Here is a 21,944-nt window from a genome sequence, read left to right as displayed (position 1 = left end):
GTATGAGAAAGGCCGTTCCAAAAGGGACGGCCTTTCTTTTAATGCGTGAGAAGTCTCCAGCTAGTTGAGAGCAAACTGGTATTTGTGGTGAGCTCCGAACATGTGGGTTCGAAGCAAGAGTTCCTTGGGAGAGCCGAAAAAGACGCCTTTGTTTTGGTGCTCTTTAAATACCATGGTGAATTTTCGTGATTGTCCTGGGGAAAGGATTATTCTGGCTCCAGGGTGTTCTCGTTCTCCATGGACGATTTGACTTGTCGGTTCGAAAATGAAGCCCTCTGTGTTTTCAAATGTGCTCTTGGCCAAGTTTGTAATGTGGACTGTGCGACTGCTGTCCATATTTTTTGCTATAAAATTGAATAGCAATTCATTTCCATTCCGTTTTGTTCCCAATAGCGTCAAAGAGGTGTTCGAATGTTCTTTATTGTTATGACTATCCTTTCTTCCGTCAAGAATTACACCTGGATAGCTAAATGTCATCTTATCGCCGGCGCAATAGCACTTTACATTGAGCGTCCTCAGTCCTTCAATCGGATGGTTCAAAGGCATAATGAACCGAGCAATCACTCTTTTCTTCACATTACAGGGAAGTAATATCCTTTTTTGAGGATGCTCTTGTTTGTTTGACTCCCATATGTGATCAAGTTCGGAAGTTATTTCTCCTTCCGGATCTACGATAAAGGTGCCATCGGCAAAGTGGAAATTTACATCACTTTTTCTCTGATTCATTATATCAAAGTAACAAGTGATTTCGTCGCCAGATCTCCAGCTTTTGGCAAGGGAAAAGAGAATACCCCCAACTTCCTGAGTGCGGGCACCCGGATGTTGCTTGTCCAGATCCAGTCCACCGTTTGTTAGCTGGGCAGAAAGTCCTGTCTTGGTGTTCCACTCTGTTATGTATTTTTGCGGTTCCGGAGCGGTTTCGTCTATAAATGCAGCCATGAAGAAATGGCCAAGGGCATTACTGTACTGTTGTTGGTTCAGGGCTGTTCTTCCCAAATCCATGTGCTTGTCAAATTCACGCTGCATCGCTTTTTGGGCTCTCAATTCAACAAAAGTGATTGCAGCTTCCTCTTCGTTTTCGAAGAAGTCTTCAACGCCCTTTTGGCTTGCGGTAGCAATCACTTCCTCGGGAACGCCCATTCTCTTGGCAATTTCTTTCAGAGCGGCGACTTCCTCTTTCAGGTCTGCTGTTTCAGATAAGCTTTCAGCATTCTGTTCGCTTAATGAATCCGTTTTATTCCGCCATTCGGCCTTGTCCTCTTGATAGGACTCTTCTGCGTTCAGCTTTTCAATGTATGAATATACGTTGTAGCCAATACTGATAAACAGGCTAAATACTGCTATCCAGAACATTACCATGTTGCTTTCAGCGAGTTTGCGCATGAGATCTCCAATAGTGCTTCAAGTTGTGTGTAGTGCTCACTGTTTAAAATATCAGCAGTTAGATACACGTGATGCCGTGTTTTGTCACTCGCATTCACGAATCTTACTTGGTCTAGTCAGTGTAGTTGCTGTCAAACTGTTTGAAATCACATAAAAAAAGGACCGCTCTTTCGAGCGGCCCTTTCTTTATAGCAATTACGATGTGTAATTAGTCCTGTTTCTTCATGGCGAGACGCATGCAGAAAGTAGCACCACCCCAGGTGACGCCCAGGCCAATAACCATCATGATGATAGCTGCTGTAGACATAGTTATCTCCTAGCGGTTGTTGCTAAAGCCGGGAGCGGCTTGCTTCTGCTTCAGGACCAGAGACAGGATGAAGGCCACGGGCAGGAGGGACCAGCCGAGGGCGATCAGGTCTGCGTTGGCGTAGCCGCCGTACGGGGTGCCGGAGTCGGTGATCACGTTCATGATGAAGGTGTAGCCGAGCACGCCCACGGTGACGACCTTGAGGCAGATGTTCCAGAGGTTGCCGACAGTGAAGTCGGAGGTGGCGTTGGCGTGGCTGCGAATATCTTCGAGGCCGACGACGTAGCTCATCAGGATGATCTCTGCCAGCGCCAGGCTGAGGATGCAGAGGTTGTTGATGAAGTGGTCGACGATGTCGAGGATCAACAGGCCGCCGCCAGTGGTGAAGATCACGGTCAGGGCGAAGCCGAGGCCGCAAACGATGCTTGCGGTCTTCTTGCGGTCTATGCCGAACTTATCAATGAAGGAAGAAGAGACAGCTTCCACGATGGAGATGTGGGAGCTGACGCCAGCCATGGTCAGGCACAGGAAGAACAGGGTGCCGAAGAAGACCGGAGCGGGCATGGTGTTGATTGCCGTCGGGATGGTGATGAAGGCAAGGCCGACACCAGCACCAGCAACGTCGGACACGGCCTGGTTGGTCTCGTGAGCCATGTGGCCGAGAACGGCGAAGATCATGACACCGGCAAGCATGGAGAAGCCGCAGTTGATGAACACGGTCATGGCGGCGTTATTGTTGATATCTGCTTCTTTGGGCAGGTAGCTGGAGTAGGCCAGCATGATGGCGAAACCGATGGACAGGGAGAAGAAGATCTGTCCGTAAGCATCAGCCCAGACGGAGAAGTCGGCCAGCTTGGAGAAGTCAGGCTTGAACAGGAAGTCCAGACCGGTCATGGCGCCGGGCAGGCTGACCACGCGGAAGATCAGGACCAGCACCAGGACGAACAGCAGAGGGATGAGCACTTTACATGCGCGCTCGATACCTTTGCGAACACCGGAGGTGATGGCAAGCCAGGTTACGCCCCAGGCCAGGGTGCAGGCGCCGAGGATGGACCAGCGGATGCCGCCCAGTTCCATGGGGGAGCCCGTCAGGCCGAGGTATTCGCCGAAGAAGAAGCCTTTGGGGTCAGCTCCCCAGGCCTGATTCAGCGCAAAGCCGGTATAGTTGATGGTCCAGCCGATGACTGCCACGTAATAAACGGAGATGACAAAGGCGACCAGCACCTGCATCCAGCCGAGAAATTCCCATTTGGAGCCGAGAGAACGGAAAACTTTGGGTGCGGAACCACGGAATTTGTGGCCGAGGCCGAATTCCATGATCATGAAAGGAATACCTGCGGTGAGCAGAGCGAAGATGTACGGGATGAGGAAGGCGCCGCCGCCGTTCTCGTAAGCCATGTATGGGAAACGCCAAATATTTCCCAAACCAATTGCGGAACCTACCGCTGCCAGCACGAAGCCGACGCGGGAGCCCCACTGTTCACGTTGAGCCATTATGTCACCTTGTATGGTTTTGATATGTCTTCCCGTCGTCTCAGGCGGGCAAATAAGCAGGCGCACTCGCGGACATCGTCAAGTCGCCCGATACGGAAAAGCGATTAGGATCAAGAGCTTTGTGCAGAAATCCGTAGCCTTTTCCAGTTTTTCTCCCCGAAAAACGGCTTTTCACTAAGAAAAATTCGGGAAAAAGTAAACTATACAACCCTGAAAAAGCCAAATTTGTTAAAACTGAATTGCTAGACTCTGGAATTGTTGGGGATGTTGGGCAAACTCAACAGCGACAATAGTGTTGGCGGTGTGGTCCGGGAGGTACGCCTCGCCTTGCTTGCGACTGGTTGGTCAGGTGATTTGCATATGGAAAACAGCCCATAAGCAAAGCCCCGAAGATTATTCTATCTTCGGGGCTCGTTGTATACGTATGGTTCAGACTAGAAGGTGATGATCGTATACCCCTTGTCTGCATATGCGGCCATGGACGGATGGCCGGACATGTCGTCCAGCAGGGGGAGGCCTGATGCCTGCACCTCTTCCATGACTTTCATTTTAGCGGAGCATGCCTTGCACACGCCGTCAATGAGACCGGCTTCCTTGGTCTTCATATAGAGAGCATGGAAGGGGCAGCTTTCCTTTTCAAGTTCCCCAACCAGTTTGACGGCTGCGCCTTCGATGACGATGAGCGGGGATTTTCCTTTTTCATTCATGTCCAGGGCGTTGAGCAGAACATGGACGAAGCACATGAGTTCGCCATTGAAGGCGTAAAGACAATACACGTGAGACTCCAGGGTGTTGATGTTCGACAATCCCGGCATGGGCTTTGGTGCACCAATGCTTAGGAATGGTTCCTGTTCATACAAATGACTACATGATCATATGTCTTTTGTGAAGGCGCCAGAGAAAAATGATAAGCAGACAAGAAAGTATCTCGCCCATGGAGTACGGCACGGACGAGATACAGGAGTGGAAGGTTCGGGTTACGCATCTTGCTGTTTGACTTCTGCAAGGCGTCTCTTGATAGCGCCTTCGCTCATAATGGGAGCGTGATTGTTTCCGGTAAAGTAGGGAATCCCTTTGTGTGGACTCCCGTCGCTACCGTGTATCGCGCTCAGGAAGATGAGGAGGACAATGGCGCTATCACAGTGCTGCGGGAGTTCCCAGTGCCATAACATAGTGAGGCCGATAGGCATCATAAAACAGAAGGTTATGTAAGCTCCCACATGATAGATGAATCGTATTAGTTTTTCCCTTTTGCTCAATGAGTTGAATCGGGAGTGAGGTGATGCGACGGTAAGTCGGTACAGTATACTCAGCATGATGAGTATTATGACCGGTATTCCTGCGTAAACAGCGTTGTCTGTGTTCTCTTGAAAGAAAAGTATAGTGATGGTGAAAACTGCTGCTACTGCAATAAATTGATACAAGAGCGCGTACTTGAAGCCGCGCCATTTGCCGTCGGTTTTGGGATTCAATACCGGGGTAATAACCCTGACTCCACGTATCATGTGTTGCAGCAGGACAGCAGGCAATAAGCCGGTAATCCACGAGTATTGCGTTCGTATTTCGACTCCAAGTATTACGGCAGCGAGCCATACGAAAAGAATGTAACTGCATTGGTACACGAGAAATCGCATCCACCGCTGTTTCCTGCTTAATTCGAAACGAGGGTGAGGTCGTGCCACGATCAGGATGTAACTCATGATCATAAACACCGGGATGAGTATGAAGGTGGCCAGAGCCGGAATGGCAGTGTCCGGCATCCCCTGTGGTGGGTTGATGCGAATGGAGACGGCAGCGGCAGTGAAAATAATCCAGTAGATCAGATAATAGCAGAAAAAGCGGATGAACGGCATGATGCTTCCTCCATGGAAGGCGCAAAACTGGACGGAAGCAAAAGGGAATAGAATATGATGCACAAAAAGCGAACATTTTGTGCCAGAGCAGGCACAATAGATAGCCTAAATATGAATATATAGTCAACGCGATAAAAAAGCCCCCATGCATAAGGCATGAGGGCTTTCGTGCTTCTCAAAAGGCGGGAGGTGATCCCTTTGACTAAGGCGTCTCCTAGGATTCCATCTTACGGCGGAGGCCAACCAGACCAAGCAGGCCGGAACCGAGGAGCAGGGCTGCGCCCGGAATCGGGGTGGCGTTCATTTTTGCGGAAAAAGATTCAAATGTGTTGGCAATACCATTTGTAATATAGCCTGAGAGCATGAATCCTTCTAAAGTCGAGTCAAAGGTAAGCCATGCAGACGTAGCGTCAAAGGTCGCGAAGTTATTGTTGCTAACAAACAACACGTTGTCCTGCTGGAGGTTGCCGTTGTAAAAGTTGATAGCGCCATCGTTTTCCCACTGTCCGCCCCATCTGGCGTCTTCAGGGGCGACGTACAAGTATACGTTGTTGCCATCCAACCCTGTTCCAAGCGGATCGTTACCAATGGTGATGGTGAGTTCAGAACTCGGCGAGCCTGACGCGAACTCCAGTGTTCCGGTGTAGGTCCCATAGAAATTAGAATTGTCGTAAGCTGCATGTGCTGCACTCGCAAAGGCGATAACTGCAACGAAGCAGAGAATAATGATCTTTTTCATGTTGGAAGGCTCCCAAATATAGTTTTTCAACAATTTGCAAAGCGTGGACCAATCTGAAAAACGTCATGTTTACAATTGGTTGGGAGTACTGCCTGCGTAGGTAGGTTTGTTTTCCGAAAGAAACAGACTGATTCGAGACTTCAAGGTGGTCATTTGTTGTTTGAGGAAAATGGACACCCAAACCTTAGAAGCTGCTTCTGCAAATGTTTTAGTGTATTGCAATGGCGTTGGAGTCTTCCGGAAAAGGCAGAGCCCACTTTGTCACAAATAACAGGATAGCTTGAAACTATATAAGCGGAATTAGAAAAGCCCCCATGTATAATACATGAGGGCTTTCGTGCATCTCAAAAGGCGGGAGGTGATCCCTTTGACTAGGCGTCTCCTAGGATTCCATCTTGCGGCGAAGGCCAACCAGACCAAGCAGGCCGGATCCGAGGAGCAGGGCTGCGCCCGGAATGGGGGTGGCGTTCATGTTGCCGGTAGTGGCTCGGATCAACATGCCCGAGGCGTCGGCTTGCGTGATAACGTTGGTGAAAAAGAAAGAACTGAAATCTTTTGCGAAAAGCAATGAGGCAGAGAAGGCCTGATGGTTAGCATTCGTGAAGCCCAAGAAATGGTCATTCTCCATATGTGCAATGTAGGCGTTGGAGCGATCGTTGGAATCTTCCCAGTCAACCTGCCAGTCATCAGAAGGACCAGCGATTAATTCAGGAACATAAAGATAATAATTGTTGCCTTCAAGGTTTTGCAAAGAGGCATCATTACCAATGGTGATTTGGAAATCTTGAGAAGGCTCTGCAACGCCGGTTAGGACATTCGTGTAAGTGAGAGCACCAGAGTAGGTTCCATAAAGGTTGGTTCCATCATAGGTTTCTACGCTTGCATGGGCCGCACTGGCAAAAGCGATAACCGCGACAAAGCAGAGAATCAAAATCCGTTTCATATCTAATTCCTCCCAAAAATTGTTTTGCCAATAACAGCAAAGAGTGGGCCAAAATAAAAAGTACTTTGGTTGCTGGGTGTTATAAGGGGAAGCTTGGGGTTGTCGGAGTTATTCTGAGAGAAACAGACATATTTAAGGTGAAAGTGTGAGTGTTTACTCATGTGAGTAAAATGGATCGAGTGATGCTTGAAGCCTAGATGTGTGCATTTATGTGTATTATTCCAATCTGTTGTGGCGGGTATGGTCTTGTCCGATTAATCTAGAAGTCGTTTTGTCTCGAAAAGCAAGAAGGGAAAAAAGTATGAAAAAAGCCTCTCACTGGAGCGATCCTGTGAGAGGCTTCATTGTATCCGTGAAGACTTGGTTAGGCAGTCATCTTGCGTCGGAGCCCGACGAGTCCGAGCAGGCCGGATCCGAGAAGCCATATTGCACCGGGAATGGGCGTTGGGGCTGTTGTGCCGAGCAGAGCCACGGCGTCGATTTCTTCCCAAGTAGTGCTTGCGTTAATGTTGATGGTTATCCTCAGGGCGTCGACCAGAAAGCTTGTTAAGGCCCAGCTGGCATAAAAGTTCTCTACATTTCCAATTGGAGTATTGTCGATTCCTGCCCAGACAGGGTGCCAGCCTTCGTTCCGGTCTATTTGGCTCGAATCGTGCGCCTCAATCAGTGCGACGAAGCCGTTGCCATAATTCTCACGGACGACTGCGCCCAGAGATTGTGTGGCCGAAGAGTATCCGAGCGTGATTGATTCGTAAGGGGATGCCCCTGGACTGGCGTTTTTTCGGTCGGTCGCCCAAGCTCCAGGATTGTCAGAATAGTTCCAGACGTTTGGAGAGCCTATGGCGTCATTGGCAGTCCAGTGACTGTTGTATTGTGAAGAGTAGGCCCAAACATCTGAAGCCCACTGCGCGTCGGCCGGGATGTCATCTAGTCCAATGGTCGCCGCCTGTGCGCCAGTTGTCATAATCAGGATTGTCACTAGTGCCCATGCAATGCGTTTCATATGTCCCTCCCTTTGCTATATTGCTGCACTTCACACTGCATGAACCATTCCTGTACAGAAATCTCAGATTGTTAAGCAAACTCAATATCCGAATAACTGCTTGGTCTGAGATTTCTGGACAGATGGAACAACGAAAAACCGCGTAATGCTTTGGGGTCAGAAGAAGGCCATGAAAGGCGAGGAGGAGGAGGTTGTCTTAGTAGCCACTGCCAATGGCAGAGAACGGCAGTGATACATTCAACTGAGGAGTTTGCTTGAGTACCCAAGCAGTAAAGGTGTTGCTGTTCGGGCCGGGGAACACCTTGTACTGGTTGGGCCAGGGATATGACCGTGCGGCAGCATCAATTTGCGCGATGAGAGCGTCAACCCCAGCACCTCTCTGGTCTGCCAGCAACTCTGGTCGTTCACCAAACCAGTATCTATCAGGCGCGTCCTTTTCAATCCGCAACACAGGTAAACCGCTTTTCTGCCGCCATCCAATTACTTCATATACGGTGTACTGATCATCTCCAGTCCCCTTGGTTGAAATCCATGTGTGGACAGCAAACCAGCCACGCCATCCCCATGCGGGGGCAGCGTATATTTGGACTACAGCTTCTGGCGTAGAGGTTGGATCTGGAGCAATACCAGCGGGCTCTCTGCTCGCCGTTCTCCAGTCTCCCCCTGTGCAGCCAGCAAGGACTAATGCCAAGAGGAATGCATACGTCTTTTTCACTTGGCCTCTTTGGGTTGAAAGTGGCTATTCAAAGCTTGTTTCTTGAATTGTAGCGAATGAGACGATGCGAGTATAGGGCTAAAGGATTTGATGCTGGGAAAAAAGTAGTGAGTTGTGGTGATGATAAGACAAAAGAAAAAGCAGGCCAAACTAACTGCTTGATCTGCTTTGATCTTCCTGGTCGGGGCAGAGAGATTTGAACTCCCGGCATCCTGCTCCCAAAGCAGGCGCGCTACCAGACTGCGCCATGCCCCGTCAGATTCTTGAGGATTCCCACTGGCTGCGTTGCTGCGATTTATTCAGATCCTTGCGTATAGGAATACGCGGCGGCCCTGATTAAATCTTGCGCCTTGCCAGAGGAAATCCTCAAGAATCTGACAAATGCGCGGAAAGGCAATTCAGCCGAGGGAGGTTAACTACTGAAAAAGAACTCGCTTGGCAAGCATTCTCCTACTTGTTTATCCCATTTCTATTCCGTGGATGGTTTCGCCGCAAAAATCGCACTGTCCTTTGGTTACTGACGGGCGGGTGGAAGTGAAGCCGGAGCGGTTGATAACTTCCTTGCCACAGCCGGGGCAGATGGTGTGTTGCATGTCGAGGCCCGGCATGTTGCCGATGTATACGTATTTCAGTCCTTTCTCGCGTCCCATACGGTAGGCGGCGGTCAGAGAATCGCTGCCCGTCACAGGGACATTGTTCATCTTGTAATCCGGGTGGAATCGGGAAATATGCCACGGCGTGTCCGGGCCGATCTCTTTGGCGAGGAAATTTGTGAGCTCATCCAGCTCTTCCGGCGAGTCGTTCTTGCCCGGAATCAGCAGGGTGGTGACTTCGAGCCACCAGCCAAGGGTGTGTTTGATATATTTGAGGTTCTCCAGCACCGGCTTGAGGTGCGCACCAGAAATCTCATGGTAGAACTCCTCGGTGAAGCATTTGAGATCCACATTGATGGCGTCGATATCCGGGGCAAGTTCGTCCAGACACTCCCGGCTCATGAAGCCGTTGGATACCATGATGTTTTTTAGCCCCTCCTTGCGCGCCAGCTTGGCCGTGTCCTGCATGAGCTCGAAAAAAATGGTCGGCTCCGAATATGTATAGGATATGGACGCGGCTTTCACGCGGACGGCTTCTTCAACAAGTTGTTCGGGCGTGGCGTCGCGGCCGTCAATGCGGCGGCTCTCGGACGGACTTTGTGAGAGAGACCAGTTTTGGCAGAAGGTGCAGCGGAGGTTGCAGCCCATGGTGGCAAAGGAAAAGGTCCGTGTGCCGGGTTGGAAATGATAGAGCGGCTTTTTCTCCACCGGGTCGAGGTTGATGGCGGCGATCTTGCCGTAATTGAGCGAGTAGAGTGTGCCGTCGTTGTTTTCGCGCACACCACACTTGCCGCGTTCACCCGGTTTGATGGCGCAGTAGTGGTTGCACAAGCGGCATTGAACAGAGCCGTTCTTCAGCGGTTTCCAGAGCCGTGCTTCCTGCATGAGAAAACCCTCCTGGCGGGAGTATGCCAGAAGGGTTCTGTTTCGTCATGGTAAATGCTTCGACTACTTGATTTCCTGCGTGGTGGTCGTGGTAGTCTGGGTGTCCGTGGCGTTGTCGTATTCCGTGGTAGTGGTCGTGGTAGTCTGATCCGTGGGCCATCTGGTGGTCGGATTTACCGTGATGATGACCTTGTCGTACCAGTCTACGGGTTCTTCCTTTGGACGTGACTTGGACTTGATGGTGGTGTCGCCCGAGTCATTGGTGCCGAAGGTGGTGGTAGCGGTCTTTTCGGTTTGATCCGTACCAAACGTATTGTCCTGCCTGTTCTTGGCGGTGTCTTCGTTCTTGAACTTTGTGCCTGCCAGGGCGAGGGAGAGTGTCAAAACCACAACAGTAGTGACTATTATGAGTATTCTGCTAAGATGACGCATGGTTGCCTCCGATAAACGACAGTGTTGCCCATATTGTTCTGTATACTCGTCGGGCGCATGGTTGGCAATGCAATTGGTGGGCCGGAAAGTCTATACTTGAACTTGTTCCTGCAACAACATATAGACCCTCCATCTTGAACGCATTCTAGACGTGAACGCACATTAGGGAGAGAGACATGAGCAGCAGCGCCAAACGTTCCCAGGCATACACCGACGCCGGTGTTGATATCGAGGCAGGCAATCAGTTTGTCAGCCGCATCAAGGACATGGTTAAGTCCACCTTTACGCCCGGCGTGGCCACCGAGATCGGCGGCTTCGGCGGTCTGTTCAAACCTGAAATTTCCGGCATGGAAGCACCCATGCTTGTGGCTGGCGCAGACGGCGTCGGTACCAAGCTGAAGCTCGCCTTCATGTTCGACAAACACGACACCGTGGGTATCGACCTCGTGGCCATGTCCGTCAACGACGTACTGGTTCAGGGCGCGGCCCCGTTGTTCTTCCTCGACTACTTTGCCACCGGCAAGCTGGAATCCGGCGTTGCCGAGCAGGTGGTGGCCGGTGTGTGCGAAGGCTGCAAGCAGTCCGCATGCGCCCTCCTTGGCGGTGAGACCGCTGAGATGCCCGGCTTCTACCCGGATGGCGAGTACGACCTGTCCGGTTTTGCCGTCGGCATGGTCGACAGCCCCAAACTGGTGACCGGCAAATCCGTGGCCCCTGGCGACGTGATTATCGGCCTGTCTTCCTCTGGCGCCCATTCCAACGGCTGGTCTCTGATCCGCAAGATTCTGGGCGAATCCGGTCTCAAGAATGACGACACCTTCCCCGGTACTGACAAGACCGTGGCCGAGGTCCTCATCGAGCCTACCAAGATTTACGTGAAGCCCGTACTGGAGCTCATGGAATCCCTGACCATCAAGGGCATGGTCCATGTGACCGGCGGCGGTTTCTACGACAACGTGCCCCGCGTCCTGCCCGAGGACACCGTGGCCAAGATCGAGTTCGGCTCCTGGCCCATGCTGCCGATCTTTGACTGGCTGCAGAAGGAAGGCGATCTGTCCTGGCCTGAAATGCTCCAGATCTTCAACTGCGGCGTCGGCTACATCCTTATCTGCGACGCAGATAGCGCAGAGAAAGCGCTGGAAATGCTCGACGCCCGTGACGACGTGGATGCCTTCCGCATCGGCGAGATCGAGGAGCGCAAGGGCGCAGCCGAACAGGTAGAAGTCATCTTCCCTTAATCGGCATCCCCGCATGTACTTGTAAGCCCCGGCTGTTCGCAGTCGGGGCTTTTTTGTGCCAATTCTGATTGGTGTTGTCGGGATTGAGGCCGCTGTGTTATGCTGACGTATGTATTATTCATGGGAGGAAAGACTATGAAGATAAGATACGTAATAATAACGACATTGGTCCTTCTGTTGCTGATGGCGACATCGGCAATGTCCATTGCTGGCGGGGCGTTTGCCGGTGACAGGGTGCCGCGTATGACAACCTCTCAATTGGCGGGAATGCTCGATTCCCCCGATGTTGTGGTCATCGACGTGCGCCGCGACACTGACTTTCAGGGTAGTGAAATGATGATCAAGGGCGCCCAGCGTCGAGCCTATAATGATGTAGACGGTTGGGCCGGGGAATTGTCCAAGGAAAAGACGTTGGTCCTCTATTGCGCCTGACCGAGCGAATACACCAGCGCCCGTGTGGCGCAGGCACTGTTGAAGAAGGGGTTTGCCAGAGTCTACGCCCTCGAGGGAGGTTGGGAAGGCTGGCTTGACGGCGGATATCCGACTGAAAATAAGTGAGGCGCGAAAAAATATAGCTTCTACGGGAGTGACGAGTACGCTGTCACTCCCGAATTTGTCGTGATGATGCGGATTTGTTCCGTATTTACTGTTGAGTATATGGGGAAGGCTGAGCGGTTTGTGCAATTCCGAATTGACTTGACCACAAGCCGAGGATGATTTAACGATCGTCTTTCCAGACATGGATTATCAATTGCAGGGGCGCGGACCCTCACAAGAGAAGCCGCGTGATCTGCAAATTTTTTTTATTTGAAGAGAGGATTTAAACATGGATCGTATTCCCATTTCCAAGCAGGGTTATGAGAAGATCAAGGCTGAACTGGAAGACCTGAAGGCTCAGCGTCCGGCCATTATCCAGGCCATCAAGGAAGCTCGTGAAGAAGGCGACTTGAGCGAAAATGCAGGTTACGATGCAGCCCGCGAGCGTCAGGGTATGCTCGAAGCGCGCATCACCTACATCAATTCCCGCATGCCGCTTTTCGACGTCATTGACTTGGACTCCCTCGACGATGAACGCGCCATTTTTGGTGCCACTGTCGTGGTTGAGGACATCGACACCGAGGAGACCCGCACCTTCCTGTTGCTCGGTCCCGACGACGCCGATCACAAGAATGGTTCCATCTCCGTGCTGTCCCCCATGGGCAAAGCTATCCTCGGTAAAGAGGAAGGTGACGAAGTCATCGTCGACGCCCCCCGCGGCCGCATCGAGTACGAGATCGTTTCCGTGGAATTCCGCGGCAGCGACGCTCTTCCGAGCAAGTAATTATTGCTTGTTTCACAGGGTAAAGAGTGTACACTGGCCCCACTGTGCAAAACAGTGGGGCTTTTTGTTTGGGCGTTGCCCGGCCTGGTTTTGGCGGTGAGTCTTTTTATAAAAGATTCTTCTTAAGTTTTATGTCGTACTATCACTTGCTCCCTTTGACGTTTCGCTAATCAGGTGGGCTCGATCAAAGTTGTAGTAAATGGACCTGTGCCAGTGGCACATAACGGCACTCTTACCAGACTTCTTCTATGTCCTTGAAAACCGTACAAATATCTTCTCCTTTTGATACCCGTGTTGCAGCTTCCGGGCTGTGCGAACGATGCGGTGTGAAGCATTCCATGGTGCTGGGCTATAGTGTGCCGTTTGCCAAGGAGTTGTTTCAGACGATTACCGAAGCCGGGCGTATTGATTTTGATGTGCCTGAAAGTGAAGCCGATCCCCGCCTGTCCACCCGTTATCTTTTTGGCCCCGCGCGCGGGCAGATGTTTGGTGTGCTTGTGGTGCGCGATATGGATGGCAGGACAGGTGTGCTTAAGGCTTTTTCAGGTCAGTACAACGGCGTCTGGGACGTGGATGGCTGGGTGCCTCCATTGATTGATGCCGACGAATTCTGGTCTGCGACCACTGGTGTGGAGCGGTTGATCAAGCGACTCAGTCGCAAAATCGACAGCCTCCCCGGTGGTTCCCATGAACGAAAGCAACTGGTCGAGCGACGCAAGGCGTACTCCCAGGCGCTCATGAAGGACATTCATAATATGTATATGATTCCCGATTTCTGCGGCAAAGTGACTCCGTTGCCGCAGGTGGTCACCGAGGGGAACGGCATTCCTACCGGAACAGGTGATTGCTGCGCTCCAAAACTGCTGGGATATGCGGCTCGCAATTCTCTGACCCCGTTGGGACTGGCCGAGTTCTATTTCGGCAAGGAAAACAGGTCCAAAACCAAGAAGCATGGCGGTATGTATGTTTCCTGCAAAGATAAGTGCGGGCGAATAATCGGTCACATGCTGTGCGGGGCGTGCGAGGTATGAGCAATATCCCCGACGGTCTCAAGCTAGTGCATGAAGACCCGGTCTTCGTGGTGGTGGACAAACCCTCCGGTCTGCTTTCCGTGCCGGGCAAGGGCGAGGCTAATCAGGATTGCGTGGTCAGCCGCGTGAAAGAACTGTACCCCGATTGTATCGAGCAGCCATCTGTTCACCGCTTGGATCAGGATACCTCTGGCCTGCTGGTGCTGGCACTGACTGAAGACGCGCATCGAAACCTGTCGGTTCAGTTCATGGACCGGCTGGTGGGCAAGCGTTATGTCGCGCTGCTGGATGGTGAGGTGAAGGAGAATGGCGGGCTCATCGAGTTGGCCTTTCGTCTGGACCCGGACAATCGCCCGTATCAGGTCTATGACCCCGAGCGCGGCAAGATGGGCGTGACTCGTTGGCGTAAACTTGGTGTCGAGAACGGACAGACCCGGGTGGAGTTCATGCCGCACACCGGACGAACTCATCAGCTTCGTCTTCATTCGGCCCATGAAAAGGGGCTGGGATTTCCTATTGTTGGAGATCGCCTCTACGGGACCGGGACTGGCCCCGGACAGCTGAAACTCCACGCGTCGACCTTGCGATTTCGTCACCCTCAAAATCGTAAACCATTGGAATTCTTTTCTGAACCTCCATTTTAATGATGGGAGAGGCGCGGTCACTATTATAATATGTAGTGATTGCTAAAAGTGGCATTTTGAATATGCCGCAAAATGGGAAAAATGGTGGTAGAATTGGTCGTTTTGCGGCCTTTTTCCTTTTTGGATAAACGGTATTCCCATTTATGTTATGAAATAGTCCTTTGTTTACAGCGTCTTGTAAAAAAGCCTATTTTTTTTACCAATTTTGTATCGTAAAAGTCGGGAAAAAAGCAGTTTAAACTACATTTTTGTGTGAAGTTTAAGGGTGCATAAAATGCAGACTCTTGTAATAGTCTGTTTTAATGATTCTTTTGCTGTTTGGCACGTAACTTGGTAAGAGGGGCGGCAGACAATAAAGGGCCAGGCACCCTTAGATTCGGACTAGCCGGAAAAACCAAATTTTTGCCTGTAAGGAGATTTTCATGAGCGGATACCAGACTCGTCAGACTGCCATCGCAGCGGTGACCAATTTTAAATCTGACCTGAAGCCCCTGAACTTCACCGAGACATCCCCCACCGATGTCTTCGGTTCCAACGTCTTCAACGACAAGGTTATGAAGAACATGCTTCCCAAGGACGTCTACAAGTCCTTGATGGCCACCAAGAAAACCGGTGAGAAAATGGATCCTGCCATTGCCGGTCCGGTTGCCGCAGCCATGAAGGAGTGGGCGATCTCCAAGGGCGCCACTCACTACACCCACGTTTTCTACCCGCTGACCGGCCTCACCGCCGAGAAGCATGATGGTTTCCTGTCCCCCGACGATGAAGGCGGCGCCATCGCCGAATTCGATGCCAAGCTCCTCATTCAGGGTGAGCCCGATGCATCTTCCTTCCCGTCCGGCGGCCTGCGTGCCACCTTTGAAGCCCGTGGTTACACCGCTTGGGACGTGACCAACCCGGCTTACATCCTCGAAAACCCCAACGGCACCTTCCTGTGCATCCCCACTGCCTTCGTTTCCTGGAAAGGTCATGCACTGGATAAGAAGACCCCTCTGCTGCGCGCCAACCAGGCTATCAACAAGGCCGGTCGCCGTTTCCTCGATCTCTTCGGTAACGATGATGGCAACATGGTCGTTTCCAACGCCGGTCCCGAGCAGGAATACTTCCTCCTGGATCGCAACTTCTACTTCGCCCGTCCTGACCTCATGGTCTGCGGCCGCACCCTCTTCGGCGCCAAACCCGCCAAGGGTCAGGAACTGGATGATCACTACTTCGGTGCCATCCCCCGCCGCGTGCTCGCTTTCATGATGGAAGTTGAACGTGAACTTTACAAACTCGGTGTGCCGGTCAAGACCCGCCACAACGAAGTTGCTCCCGGTCAGTTCGAAATCGCTCCGATCTTCGAACAGGCTAACCTGGCCACTGATCACAACCAGATGATCATGACCACTCTGAAATCCGTTGCCAAAAAGCACGGTATGGCCTGCCTGCTGCATGAAAAGCCGTTCGCTGGCATCAACGGTTCCGGTAAGCACCTGAACTACTCCCTGTCTTCTGCTACTCAGGGCTCCCTGTACTCCCCCGGCGACACTCCGCACGAGAACATGCAGTTCCTCTGCGTCACCGCCGCCACCATCCGTGCAGTGGAAAAATACTCCGCTCTGCTCCGTTCCGTGGTTGCTTCCGCAGGTAACGACCACCGCCTCGGCGCCAACGAAGCTCCGCCGGCCATCATCTCCATCTTCCTCGGTGAAGAACTGGCCGAGATCTTCAACCAGATCGAACTGGGCGACCTCAAGGGTTGCAAGTCCAAGGGTTGCCTGGAAGTGGGTGTCGACACCCTGCCCGCACTGCCCATGGATTCCGGCGACCGTAACCGCACCTCCCCGTTTGCTTTCACCGGCAACCGCTTCGAGTTCCGCGCAGTCGGTTCCAACCAGTCCATCGCTGGCGCACAGGTTGCACTGAACACCATCATGGCTGACTCCCTCGACTTCGTCAGCGACGAAATCGAGAAGCTGCTCAAGAAGAAGATGCCCCTCAACGAAGCCTGCCAGAAGGTTATCCAGGGCATCATGAAAGAACACGGTCATGTCATCTTCAACGGCGACGGTTACGCCGATGCATGGCAGAAAGAAGCTGCCAAGCGCGGCCTGCCCAACCTGAAGACCACTGCCGATGCACTGCCTGCCATGATCGCACCGGAAGTCGTCGATGTCTTCGAGAAGTACGAAGTCCTGACCAAGGATGAGCTGCACTCCCGCTGCGAAATCTACCACGAGCAGTACAACCAGCACATCCAGACCGAGTCCGCTCTGGTCGTCAAGGTCGCCAAGACCATCATCATGCCTTCCGCCGTCCGTTACCAGGGCGAACTGGCTGCCACCGCTGCCAGCCTGAAGGCCGCCGGCATCAAGTCCATCACTCCGGCTCTGGCCGAAGTCACTGAACTGGTCGGCAACCTCGACACCGCTCTCGTGGCCCTCGAGAAGCTGATGGAAAAAGAAGACTTCAAGTCCATCGAAGAAGAAGCAGCCTACAAGACCTCCAAGATCCTGCCCGCCATGCTCGCTGTCCGCGAAGTCGCAGACGCCATGGAAGGTATCGTCGCAGACGATCTGTGGCCGCTGCCCAGCTACCAGGAAATCTTGTTCATCAAGTAATTCCTTCGTAAGCCAGTAAGTTCAAAGGGCCTTGTGCAAATGCACAAGGCCCTTTTTAGTTGTCCAGGCTTTGGGGGAGGCTGCGTATTTGAGAAGTTTCGTTTTCTACTGGCCTAATATAATCGACAGGATGTATCAGGCAGTACAGATTGGGGATAAGGGATGAACTTGTCGGTTGCGGGGAGCTCGATCATGAAAAAGATGTTGTTGTGGGTTGTGTGTTTGGGGTGTTTGTTGGTGGCCTCGTCGGCATTTGCTTTCGACCTCACTATTCTGCACGTCAATGATTCACACTCCTATTTGGCAGCCACCGGGGATCGGTTGGTTGTTGATGGGAAGAAGACCTATGTGGATCTGGGCGGTTGGCCCCGATTGACCACAGCGGTGAAGCACGCCCGGCGGGATAGCTCGGCATCGTTGCTGTTGCACGCCGGGGATGCCGTGCAGGGCGACCTCTATTTCATGAAATATGACGGTAGGCCGGAGATGGAGTTTTTGAACCGTCTCAAGTTCGACGCCTATGTGCTGGGCAATCACGAGTTCGATAAGGGTGCAAAGTTTCTCGCCAACTTTTTGGAGTATGTAGGAATCCCGGTTCTCGGGGCGAACGTGGATGCGGCTGGGATGCCTCGGCTGGCAGACCATCTGAAGCCGTATGTGGTGCGGTGCTTTGGCCAGGATAGGGTGGGCGTCATCGGCTTGGTGACCAGCGACACCCAATATATTTCCAGCCCCGGGAAGGGTGTAGATTTCAAGGATGTGGCCGAAACCGCACGTCGTTACGTGAAAGAGTTGCAGGATCTTGGCGTCGACAAGATTGTACTGCTGACTCATGTAGGGTTGGAGGCGGACAAAGAGTTGGCTGCTTCCATCCCCGGCGTGGATATTATCGTGGGTGGTCATTCCCATTCCTTGCTGGCCAATCCAGAAGAGATGCATGCGCTGGGCAAGGGTGTTGATGACGACTATCCCGTGGTTGTCAAAGGCCCAGATGGGAATGACGTCTATGTGGTTCAGGCCTGGAAGTGGGGCCGTGTGCTGGGGCGTCTTGATGTTACCTTTGATACTGATGGGCAGGTTGTTTCCGCCATTGGCAAGCCTGTCATGTTAGTGGCCGATGGATTTCAGCGGAAGGACAAATCCCGCAAGCGGGTGGAGTTGACCGGAGAAGTCCGGCAGGCTGTGGTTGACGCCCTCACCCGGAGTAAAGTGACTGCTGTCATGGCCGAGGATGCCCCTGCTGCTGCATTTTTGGAGCCCTACACAAAGGGTGTTCAGGCCATGCGTAAGGATGTCATCGGCAAGGCCCCCAAGACCTTGTGGCATATTCGTGCTCCGGGTGTGAATAAGGACGGAGTAAAACTGCAGCAGGGCAGCATGATTGCTCCTTTGGTGGCCCAGTCTATGTTGGATAAGATCGCAACAACCGGTGACCCTGCCGACATCGCCCTCGTCAATGCAGGTGGTGTGCGAGATAATTTGAAGGCCGGAAAGATTTCGGTGGGCGAGATTTATACCCTGTTACCCTTTAACAACACGCTCTTTCTGCTGGAAGTAACAGGGGCACAGCTCAAGGCCGCATTGGAATATGGCGTCAACCGAAGTGGAGGCGCGTTCCCCTATGTGGCTGGGGCGCGATACACTGCGAACATGAAGCGCGAAAAGGGTGATAGGATTGAATCCGTAGAACTACAGGGACGCGATGGCAAGTGGCATGCGTTAGATCCGACCAAATCTTACCGGGTCGTCACCAACGCCTACATGGCCGGTGGCGGCGACGGGTATACGATGCTCAAAGAGATCGCTGACCGATATGACACCGGTTTCGTGGATTCCGAAGCATTCATCGAGTTCGTGAAAAAAACAAAGGTGCTCAAGCCGCCGAAGAGAACTGGTATCACCTACATCCCGGCGTATAAATGATGTTAGCTAGTTCGGGGTTTCGGTGAAATACCCGTGTACCATGCAGAGGATGCGCTTGAGATCGTCCAGCTCCATGGGCTTAGAAATGTAATCATCCATTCCCATCTCAAGGAACTTTTCGCGGTCGCCCATCATGGTGTAGGCCGTCACTGCACAGATGAAAATATCCTTGTTGGTGTCGCCGGTTTCTCCGGCACGAATTGCCTGGGTGGCCTTGGCGCCGTCCATGATGGGCATCTGAACATCCATGAACACGGCGTTGAAATCCCCTTCGCGTAACATGTCCAACGCTTCTCGCCCATTTTGAGCAACTTCTACTTTGGCTCCTGCCTTTTCGAGAAGTCGCTTGCACACGATGGCATTGATGCGGTCATCTTCGGCAACAAGAATGTTCAGGCCGTGGCCTAAATCGTCATCATTGCCGATAGAACAGAAGAGAGGCGTTTCCAGCCGGTCGCACTTTCCAAAGGAAAGAACCACATGGGCGGTGGTGCCATGATCCTGCGTACTCTCGACGGCCATGTGACCGCCCATGAGGCTGATGAGACGTTTGCAGATGGCGAGTCCCAGTCCTGCTCCCTGATATTGGCGGGTGTAGCCTTGGCTCCCCTGAAAGAATGGGGCGAACAGCTTGTCTATGACAGGGTCGTCAATGCCGATTCCCGTATCCGTTATGGCGAAGTATATGCGCTCTTCATTATCCTTGATGGGCGAGAGACGGGATACTTCCAGTCGAACTTCGCCTGAATCGGTGTATTTGAGGCCATTCCCCACCAGATTGGTGAGTATCTGTCGGAGTCGGGCGCTGTCGCCGGAGACATACTGCGGCACATCGTCATACACGTGACAGCTCAGGGTGACTTTGGCGTTGTCCGAGGTCAGTTGGAATAGTCCCTTCACCTGTTGAGCCAGTCCCGGCAGATCAAATTGTTCATTGCCCAGCACCAGCTTGCCTGCCTCTACCTGTGAGATGTCGAGGATGTCTGACAGGAGTTCGCCGAGCCGGTCCACGGACTCCAGTCCGGCTTGTGCATACTCGGCCTGCTGTTCATCGAGGTTGCTGCTTTGGATGAGTGCCAGCATCCCTTTGATGCCGTTCAGCGGCGTGCGAATTTCATGGCTCATGTTGGCGAGAAATTCTGACTTGGATTTGTTCGCAGCCTCGGCTTCATCCTTTGCCTGAATCAGTTGGTTGTGGATACGCTTGATTTCAGAAAGGTCGACATCGATACAGTACATGTATTTTTCGCCGGTGGAGGTCTTTTGCATTACATGTGAAGAATAGACCGGCACCGAACTGCCGTCCTTGTGCTGCAGGAATAGCTCTCCAGCCGGAATGGCCGGGCCGCCATTCATCCATGCGTCCACATCGCGCTGCACAATTTCCTTCATGGGATCGGGGATGATGAGTTCGTCCAAAAGTTGGCCGATTGCTTCTTCGCGGGTATATCCATACAGGGTCTCACTGGCGGGATTCCAGTACATGACCCGGCGCTCTCTGTCGTAGCCCTGCACTGCGATGATATCTACGTGTTCAAACAGCTCGCGGAAGCGGGCCTCGCTGTGGCGGATGGCTTCTTCCGTTCTCTTGCGGTCCGTGACATCCATGGCGGCAAAGGCTGCTCCGGCCGATGGATCGTTGGAATCCATTGGCGTCAGTGTGACGAGGACATCCAACTCCGTGCCGTCCTTGCGACGCCATCGAACTTCATAGGTGTCGCCTGCCTCCTGATTCGTGCCATGATAGAAAAAGTCCCCGGCTGCGTCGAAATCTTCCTGGGTGACATAGAGTTTGTTGATGTTGTGTCCGATGATTTCCGACCAATCATAGCCGACCATGTCAAAGAGATAGTCGTTGGCCGTGACAAATACCCTGTCGCGGATGATGCCAAGGCCTGCTCTTGTGGCCTTGAAAATACTGCTCAGTTCTGCCTGCTTGGCATGCAGCGTGGCCTCAGCTTCCTTTTGATCAGAGACATCAAGCATGTGCCCGAGGACTTGTTGGACCTGCCCGTTATCATCAAGGACAGGGGCGGAGGCGAAAAAGAACCAACGTTCCAACGCGGTGTTGTAAAATTCATTGCTGAAACGTTCGCCAGTGGCAAACGACCTTTTGACGATGCAGTTCTCACAGGGAGGGGTGTTCTGGTGGAGGACTTCGTAGCACTTGTCGCCGAGGGTGATGGGGGTATGGGTGAATGAGTTCATCTGGCGATTGTGCCACTGAATCGTCATGTCGGGGTTGAACAGCATCAACCCCACTTCCGAAGCAGAAAGGATGTTGTCGTACCGTTCGGTCTTTTGCAGCAACTCCGCTTCAAGCTTCTTGTTATCCGTGGTGTCGCGGGCGATGATGAAGACACCCTTCACATTGCCGTCTTCATCATGGCGGGGAGTATATTTGACGTTCACATGGCGTCGACCTGTGCCCGGGAAATCGATCCACTTTTCGTAAGCGATATTTTCACCCCGAAGGCAGCGCTCCATGTTCGGGCCAATGGCCTTGTCGTATGCCTCTTCGCCGACGATTTCCCTGACGGGGCGATTTACCACATCATCCCGCTGCACACCCCAATACCTGCACAACTCAAGGTTGACGCCCACATACCTCAGGTTTTGATCGACGATGCCGATTATGTCCTGGGATTGGTCAAAGAAGAGGGTAATGTCCTGGGAATTCATTATATTTACTTCGCTTGTCGTCGTTGGAGTCGTCTGGATGATAACGTTTCCGAGTTACATACTATGTTTTCAAGACTTCGGAAAGGCGATGATTATATTTGTTGTACTCTATAATTTCGTCAGGCCGTATTGAATTGACGCTCTGTTGAATATTG

General features: G+C 52.3%; 19 protein-coding genes and 1 tRNA gene. 7 read left to right on the top strand and 13 right to left on the bottom strand.

The genetic code is table 11. The features are described 5' to 3' along the window. Positions 1-60: 60 nt before the first annotated feature. The 12 genes from HFN16_RS02745 to HFN16_RS02690 all read right to left on the bottom strand — a co-directional run bounded on the left by HFN16_RS02745 (position 61) and on the right by HFN16_RS02690 (position 10,347). Entirely contained in the window at positions 61-1,383 is a 1,323-nt protein-coding gene (locus tag HFN16_RS02745; RefSeq protein WP_168889238.1) for a hypothetical protein, read from the bottom strand. Positions 1,384-1,591: 208 nt separating this feature from the next. Further along, positions 1,592-1,690: a MetS family NSS transporter small subunit gene (locus HFN16_RS02740; RefSeq protein WP_168889237.1), complete on the bottom strand. Its 99-nt coding sequence runs from the start codon at positions 1,688-1,690 to the stop codon at positions 1,592-1,594. Positions 1,691-1,699: 9 nt separating this feature from the next. Further along, entirely contained in the window at positions 1,700-3,184 is a 1,485-nt protein-coding gene (locus HFN16_RS02735; RefSeq protein ID WP_168889236.1) for a sodium-dependent transporter, read from the bottom strand. A 434-nt stretch (positions 3,185-3,618) separates the two neighbouring features. Further along, entirely contained in the window at positions 3,619-3,960 is a 342-nt protein-coding gene (locus HFN16_RS02730) for a cytoplasmic protein (protein ID WP_247648420.1), read from the bottom strand. Between the two features lie 201 nt (positions 3,961-4,161). Continuing rightward, positions 4,162-5,037 (bottom strand): hypothetical protein, encoded by an 876-nt coding sequence (locus HFN16_RS02725; RefSeq protein ID WP_168889234.1) that lies wholly within the window; start codon positions 5,035-5,037, stop codon positions 4,162-4,164. A 214-nt stretch (positions 5,038-5,251) separates the two neighbouring features. Beyond that, positions 5,252-5,776 (bottom strand): hypothetical protein, encoded by a 525-nt coding sequence (locus HFN16_RS02720; RefSeq protein WP_168889233.1) that lies wholly within the window; start codon positions 5,774-5,776, stop codon positions 5,252-5,254. A gap of 382 nt (positions 5,777-6,158) precedes the next feature. Continuing rightward, a complete protein-coding gene (locus tag HFN16_RS02715) occupies positions 6,159-6,719 on the bottom strand; it encodes a hypothetical protein (protein ID WP_168889232.1) in 561 nt (186 codons plus the stop codon). Between the two features lie 364 nt (positions 6,720-7,083). Further along, positions 7,084-7,722 (bottom strand): hypothetical protein, encoded by a 639-nt coding sequence (locus HFN16_RS02710; RefSeq protein WP_168889231.1) that lies wholly within the window; start codon positions 7,720-7,722, stop codon positions 7,084-7,086. A 196-nt stretch (positions 7,723-7,918) separates the two neighbouring features. Continuing rightward, positions 7,919-8,437, bottom strand: a complete 519-nt coding sequence (locus HFN16_RS02705; RefSeq protein ID WP_168889230.1) for a DUF3750 domain-containing protein — start codon at positions 8,435-8,437, stop codon at positions 7,919-7,921. Between the two features lie 178 nt (positions 8,438-8,615). Beyond that, a tRNA-Pro gene (locus HFN16_RS02700) sits at positions 8,616-8,692 on the bottom strand. Between the two features lie 203 nt (positions 8,693-8,895). Next, on the bottom strand, positions 8,896-9,915 hold the full coding sequence (amrS, locus tag HFN16_RS02695) for an AmmeMemoRadiSam system radical SAM enzyme (RefSeq protein WP_168889229.1): 1,020 nt from the start codon (positions 9,913-9,915) through the stop codon (positions 8,896-8,898). A gap of 63 nt (positions 9,916-9,978) precedes the next feature. Further along, positions 9,979-10,347: a hypothetical protein gene (locus HFN16_RS02690; RefSeq protein ID WP_168889228.1), complete on the bottom strand. Its 369-nt coding sequence runs from the start codon at positions 10,345-10,347 to the stop codon at positions 9,979-9,981. A 176-nt stretch (positions 10,348-10,523) separates the two neighbouring features. Here HFN16_RS02690 and purM point away from each other — a divergent pair, with 176 nt between their 5' ends. The 7 genes from purM (at position 10,524) to HFN16_RS02655 (ending at position 19,107) form a co-directional block, all read left to right on the top strand. Next, positions 10,524-11,585, top strand: a complete 1,062-nt coding sequence (gene purM / locus HFN16_RS02685) for a phosphoribosylformylglycinamidine cyclo-ligase (RefSeq protein ID WP_168889227.1) — start codon at positions 10,524-10,526, stop codon at positions 11,583-11,585. 183 nt (positions 11,586-11,768) lie between these two features. Further along, a complete protein-coding gene (locus tag HFN16_RS02680) occupies positions 11,769-12,143 on the top strand; it encodes a rhodanese-related (seleno)protein (RefSeq protein WP_282097911.1) in 375 nt (124 codons plus the stop codon). Between the two features lie 268 nt (positions 12,144-12,411). Further along, on the top strand, positions 12,412-12,906 hold the full coding sequence (gene greA / locus HFN16_RS02675) for a transcription elongation factor GreA (protein ID WP_168889225.1): 495 nt from the start codon (positions 12,412-12,414) through the stop codon (positions 12,904-12,906). Between the two features lie 248 nt (positions 12,907-13,154). Then, a complete protein-coding gene (locus HFN16_RS02670; protein ID WP_168889224.1) occupies positions 13,155-13,937 on the top strand; it encodes a hypothetical protein in 783 nt (260 codons plus the stop codon). Beyond that, positions 13,934-14,581, top strand: coding sequence for an RluA family pseudouridine synthase (locus HFN16_RS02665; protein WP_168889223.1), 648 nt, complete (start codon positions 13,934-13,936; stop codon positions 14,579-14,581). The genes HFN16_RS02670 and HFN16_RS02665 overlap by 4 nt, the downstream gene beginning before the upstream one ends. A 422-nt stretch (positions 14,582-15,003) precedes the next feature. After that, positions 15,004-17,184, top strand: a complete 2,181-nt coding sequence (locus HFN16_RS02660; RefSeq protein ID WP_168889222.1) for a glutamine synthetase III — start codon at positions 15,004-15,006, stop codon at positions 17,182-17,184. 192 nt (positions 17,185-17,376) lie between these two features. Beyond that, complete coding sequence (locus HFN16_RS02655; protein ID WP_168889221.1) at positions 17,377-19,107, top strand: 5'-nucleotidase C-terminal domain-containing protein; 1,731 nt, start codon at positions 17,377-17,379, stop codon at positions 19,105-19,107. Between the two features lie 6 nt (positions 19,108-19,113). Here the strand turns inward: HFN16_RS02655 and HFN16_RS02650 are convergent, their stop codons facing one another. Next, the gene (locus HFN16_RS02650) at positions 19,114-21,789 is read right to left on the bottom strand and encodes a PAS domain S-box protein (RefSeq protein ID WP_168889220.1); all 2,676 of its coding nucleotides are present in this window, start codon (positions 21,787-21,789) and stop codon (positions 19,114-19,116) included. Between the last annotated feature and the right edge of the window lie 155 nt (positions 21,790-21,944).

This window comes from Pseudodesulfovibrio sp. zrk46, assembly GCF_012516435.1.
Classification (GTDB): domain Bacteria; phylum Desulfobacterota; class Desulfovibrionia; order Desulfovibrionales; family Desulfovibrionaceae; genus Pseudodesulfovibrio.
Note: the sequence above shows the minus strand (reverse complement) of the source record. Positions and strands in the feature narration are given on the sequence as shown.

What these genes read in the sequence shown, in the direction of transcription:
- HFN16_RS02740 (WP_168889237.1), bottom strand. Translation starts at nt 1,690, where the DNA reads ATGTCTACAGCAGCTATCATCATGATGGTTATTGGCCTGGGCGTCACC.
- HFN16_RS02725 (WP_168889234.1), bottom strand. Translation starts at nt 5,037, where the DNA reads ATGCCGTTCATCCGCTTTTTCTGCTATTATCTGATCTACTGGATTATT.
- HFN16_RS02655 (WP_168889221.1), top strand. Translation starts at nt 17,377, where the DNA reads ATGAAAAAGATGTTGTTGTGGGTTGTGTGTTTGGGGTGTTTGTTGGTG.
- amrS (WP_168889229.1), bottom strand. Translation starts at nt 9,915, where the DNA reads ATGCAGGAAGCACGGCTCTGGAAACCGCTGAAGAACGGCTCTGTTCAA.
- HFN16_RS02720 (WP_168889233.1), bottom strand. Translation starts at nt 5,776, where the DNA reads ATGAAAAAGATCATTATTCTCTGCTTCGTTGCAGTTATCGCCTTTGCG.
- HFN16_RS02710 (WP_168889231.1), bottom strand. Translation starts at nt 7,722, where the DNA reads ATGAAACGCATTGCATGGGCACTAGTGACAATCCTGATTATGACAACT.
- HFN16_RS02715 (WP_168889232.1), bottom strand. Translation starts at nt 6,719, where the DNA reads ATGAAACGGATTTTGATTCTCTGCTTTGTCGCGGTTATCGCTTTTGCC.
- HFN16_RS02735 (WP_168889236.1), bottom strand. Translation starts at nt 3,184, where the DNA reads ATGGCTCAACGTGAACAGTGGGGCTCCCGCGTCGGCTTCGTGCTGGCA.
- HFN16_RS02650 (WP_168889220.1), bottom strand. Translation starts at nt 21,789, where the DNA reads ATGAATTCCCAGGACATTACCCTCTTCTTTGACCAATCCCAGGACATA.
- greA (WP_168889225.1), top strand. Translation starts at nt 12,412, where the DNA reads ATGGATCGTATTCCCATTTCCAAGCAGGGTTATGAGAAGATCAAGGCT.
- HFN16_RS02745 (WP_168889238.1), bottom strand. Translation starts at nt 1,383, where the DNA reads ATGCGCAAACTCGCTGAAAGCAACATGGTAATGTTCTGGATAGCAGTA.
- HFN16_RS02665 (WP_168889223.1), top strand. Translation starts at nt 13,934, where the DNA reads ATGAGCAATATCCCCGACGGTCTCAAGCTAGTGCATGAAGACCCGGTC.
- HFN16_RS02670 (WP_168889224.1), top strand. Translation starts at nt 13,155, where the DNA reads ATGTCCTTGAAAACCGTACAAATATCTTCTCCTTTTGATACCCGTGTT.
- HFN16_RS02690 (WP_168889228.1), bottom strand. Translation starts at nt 10,347, where the DNA reads ATGCGTCATCTTAGCAGAATACTCATAATAGTCACTACTGTTGTGGTT.
- purM (WP_168889227.1), top strand. Translation starts at nt 10,524, where the DNA reads ATGAGCAGCAGCGCCAAACGTTCCCAGGCATACACCGACGCCGGTGTT.
- HFN16_RS02660 (WP_168889222.1), top strand. Translation starts at nt 15,004, where the DNA reads ATGAGCGGATACCAGACTCGTCAGACTGCCATCGCAGCGGTGACCAAT.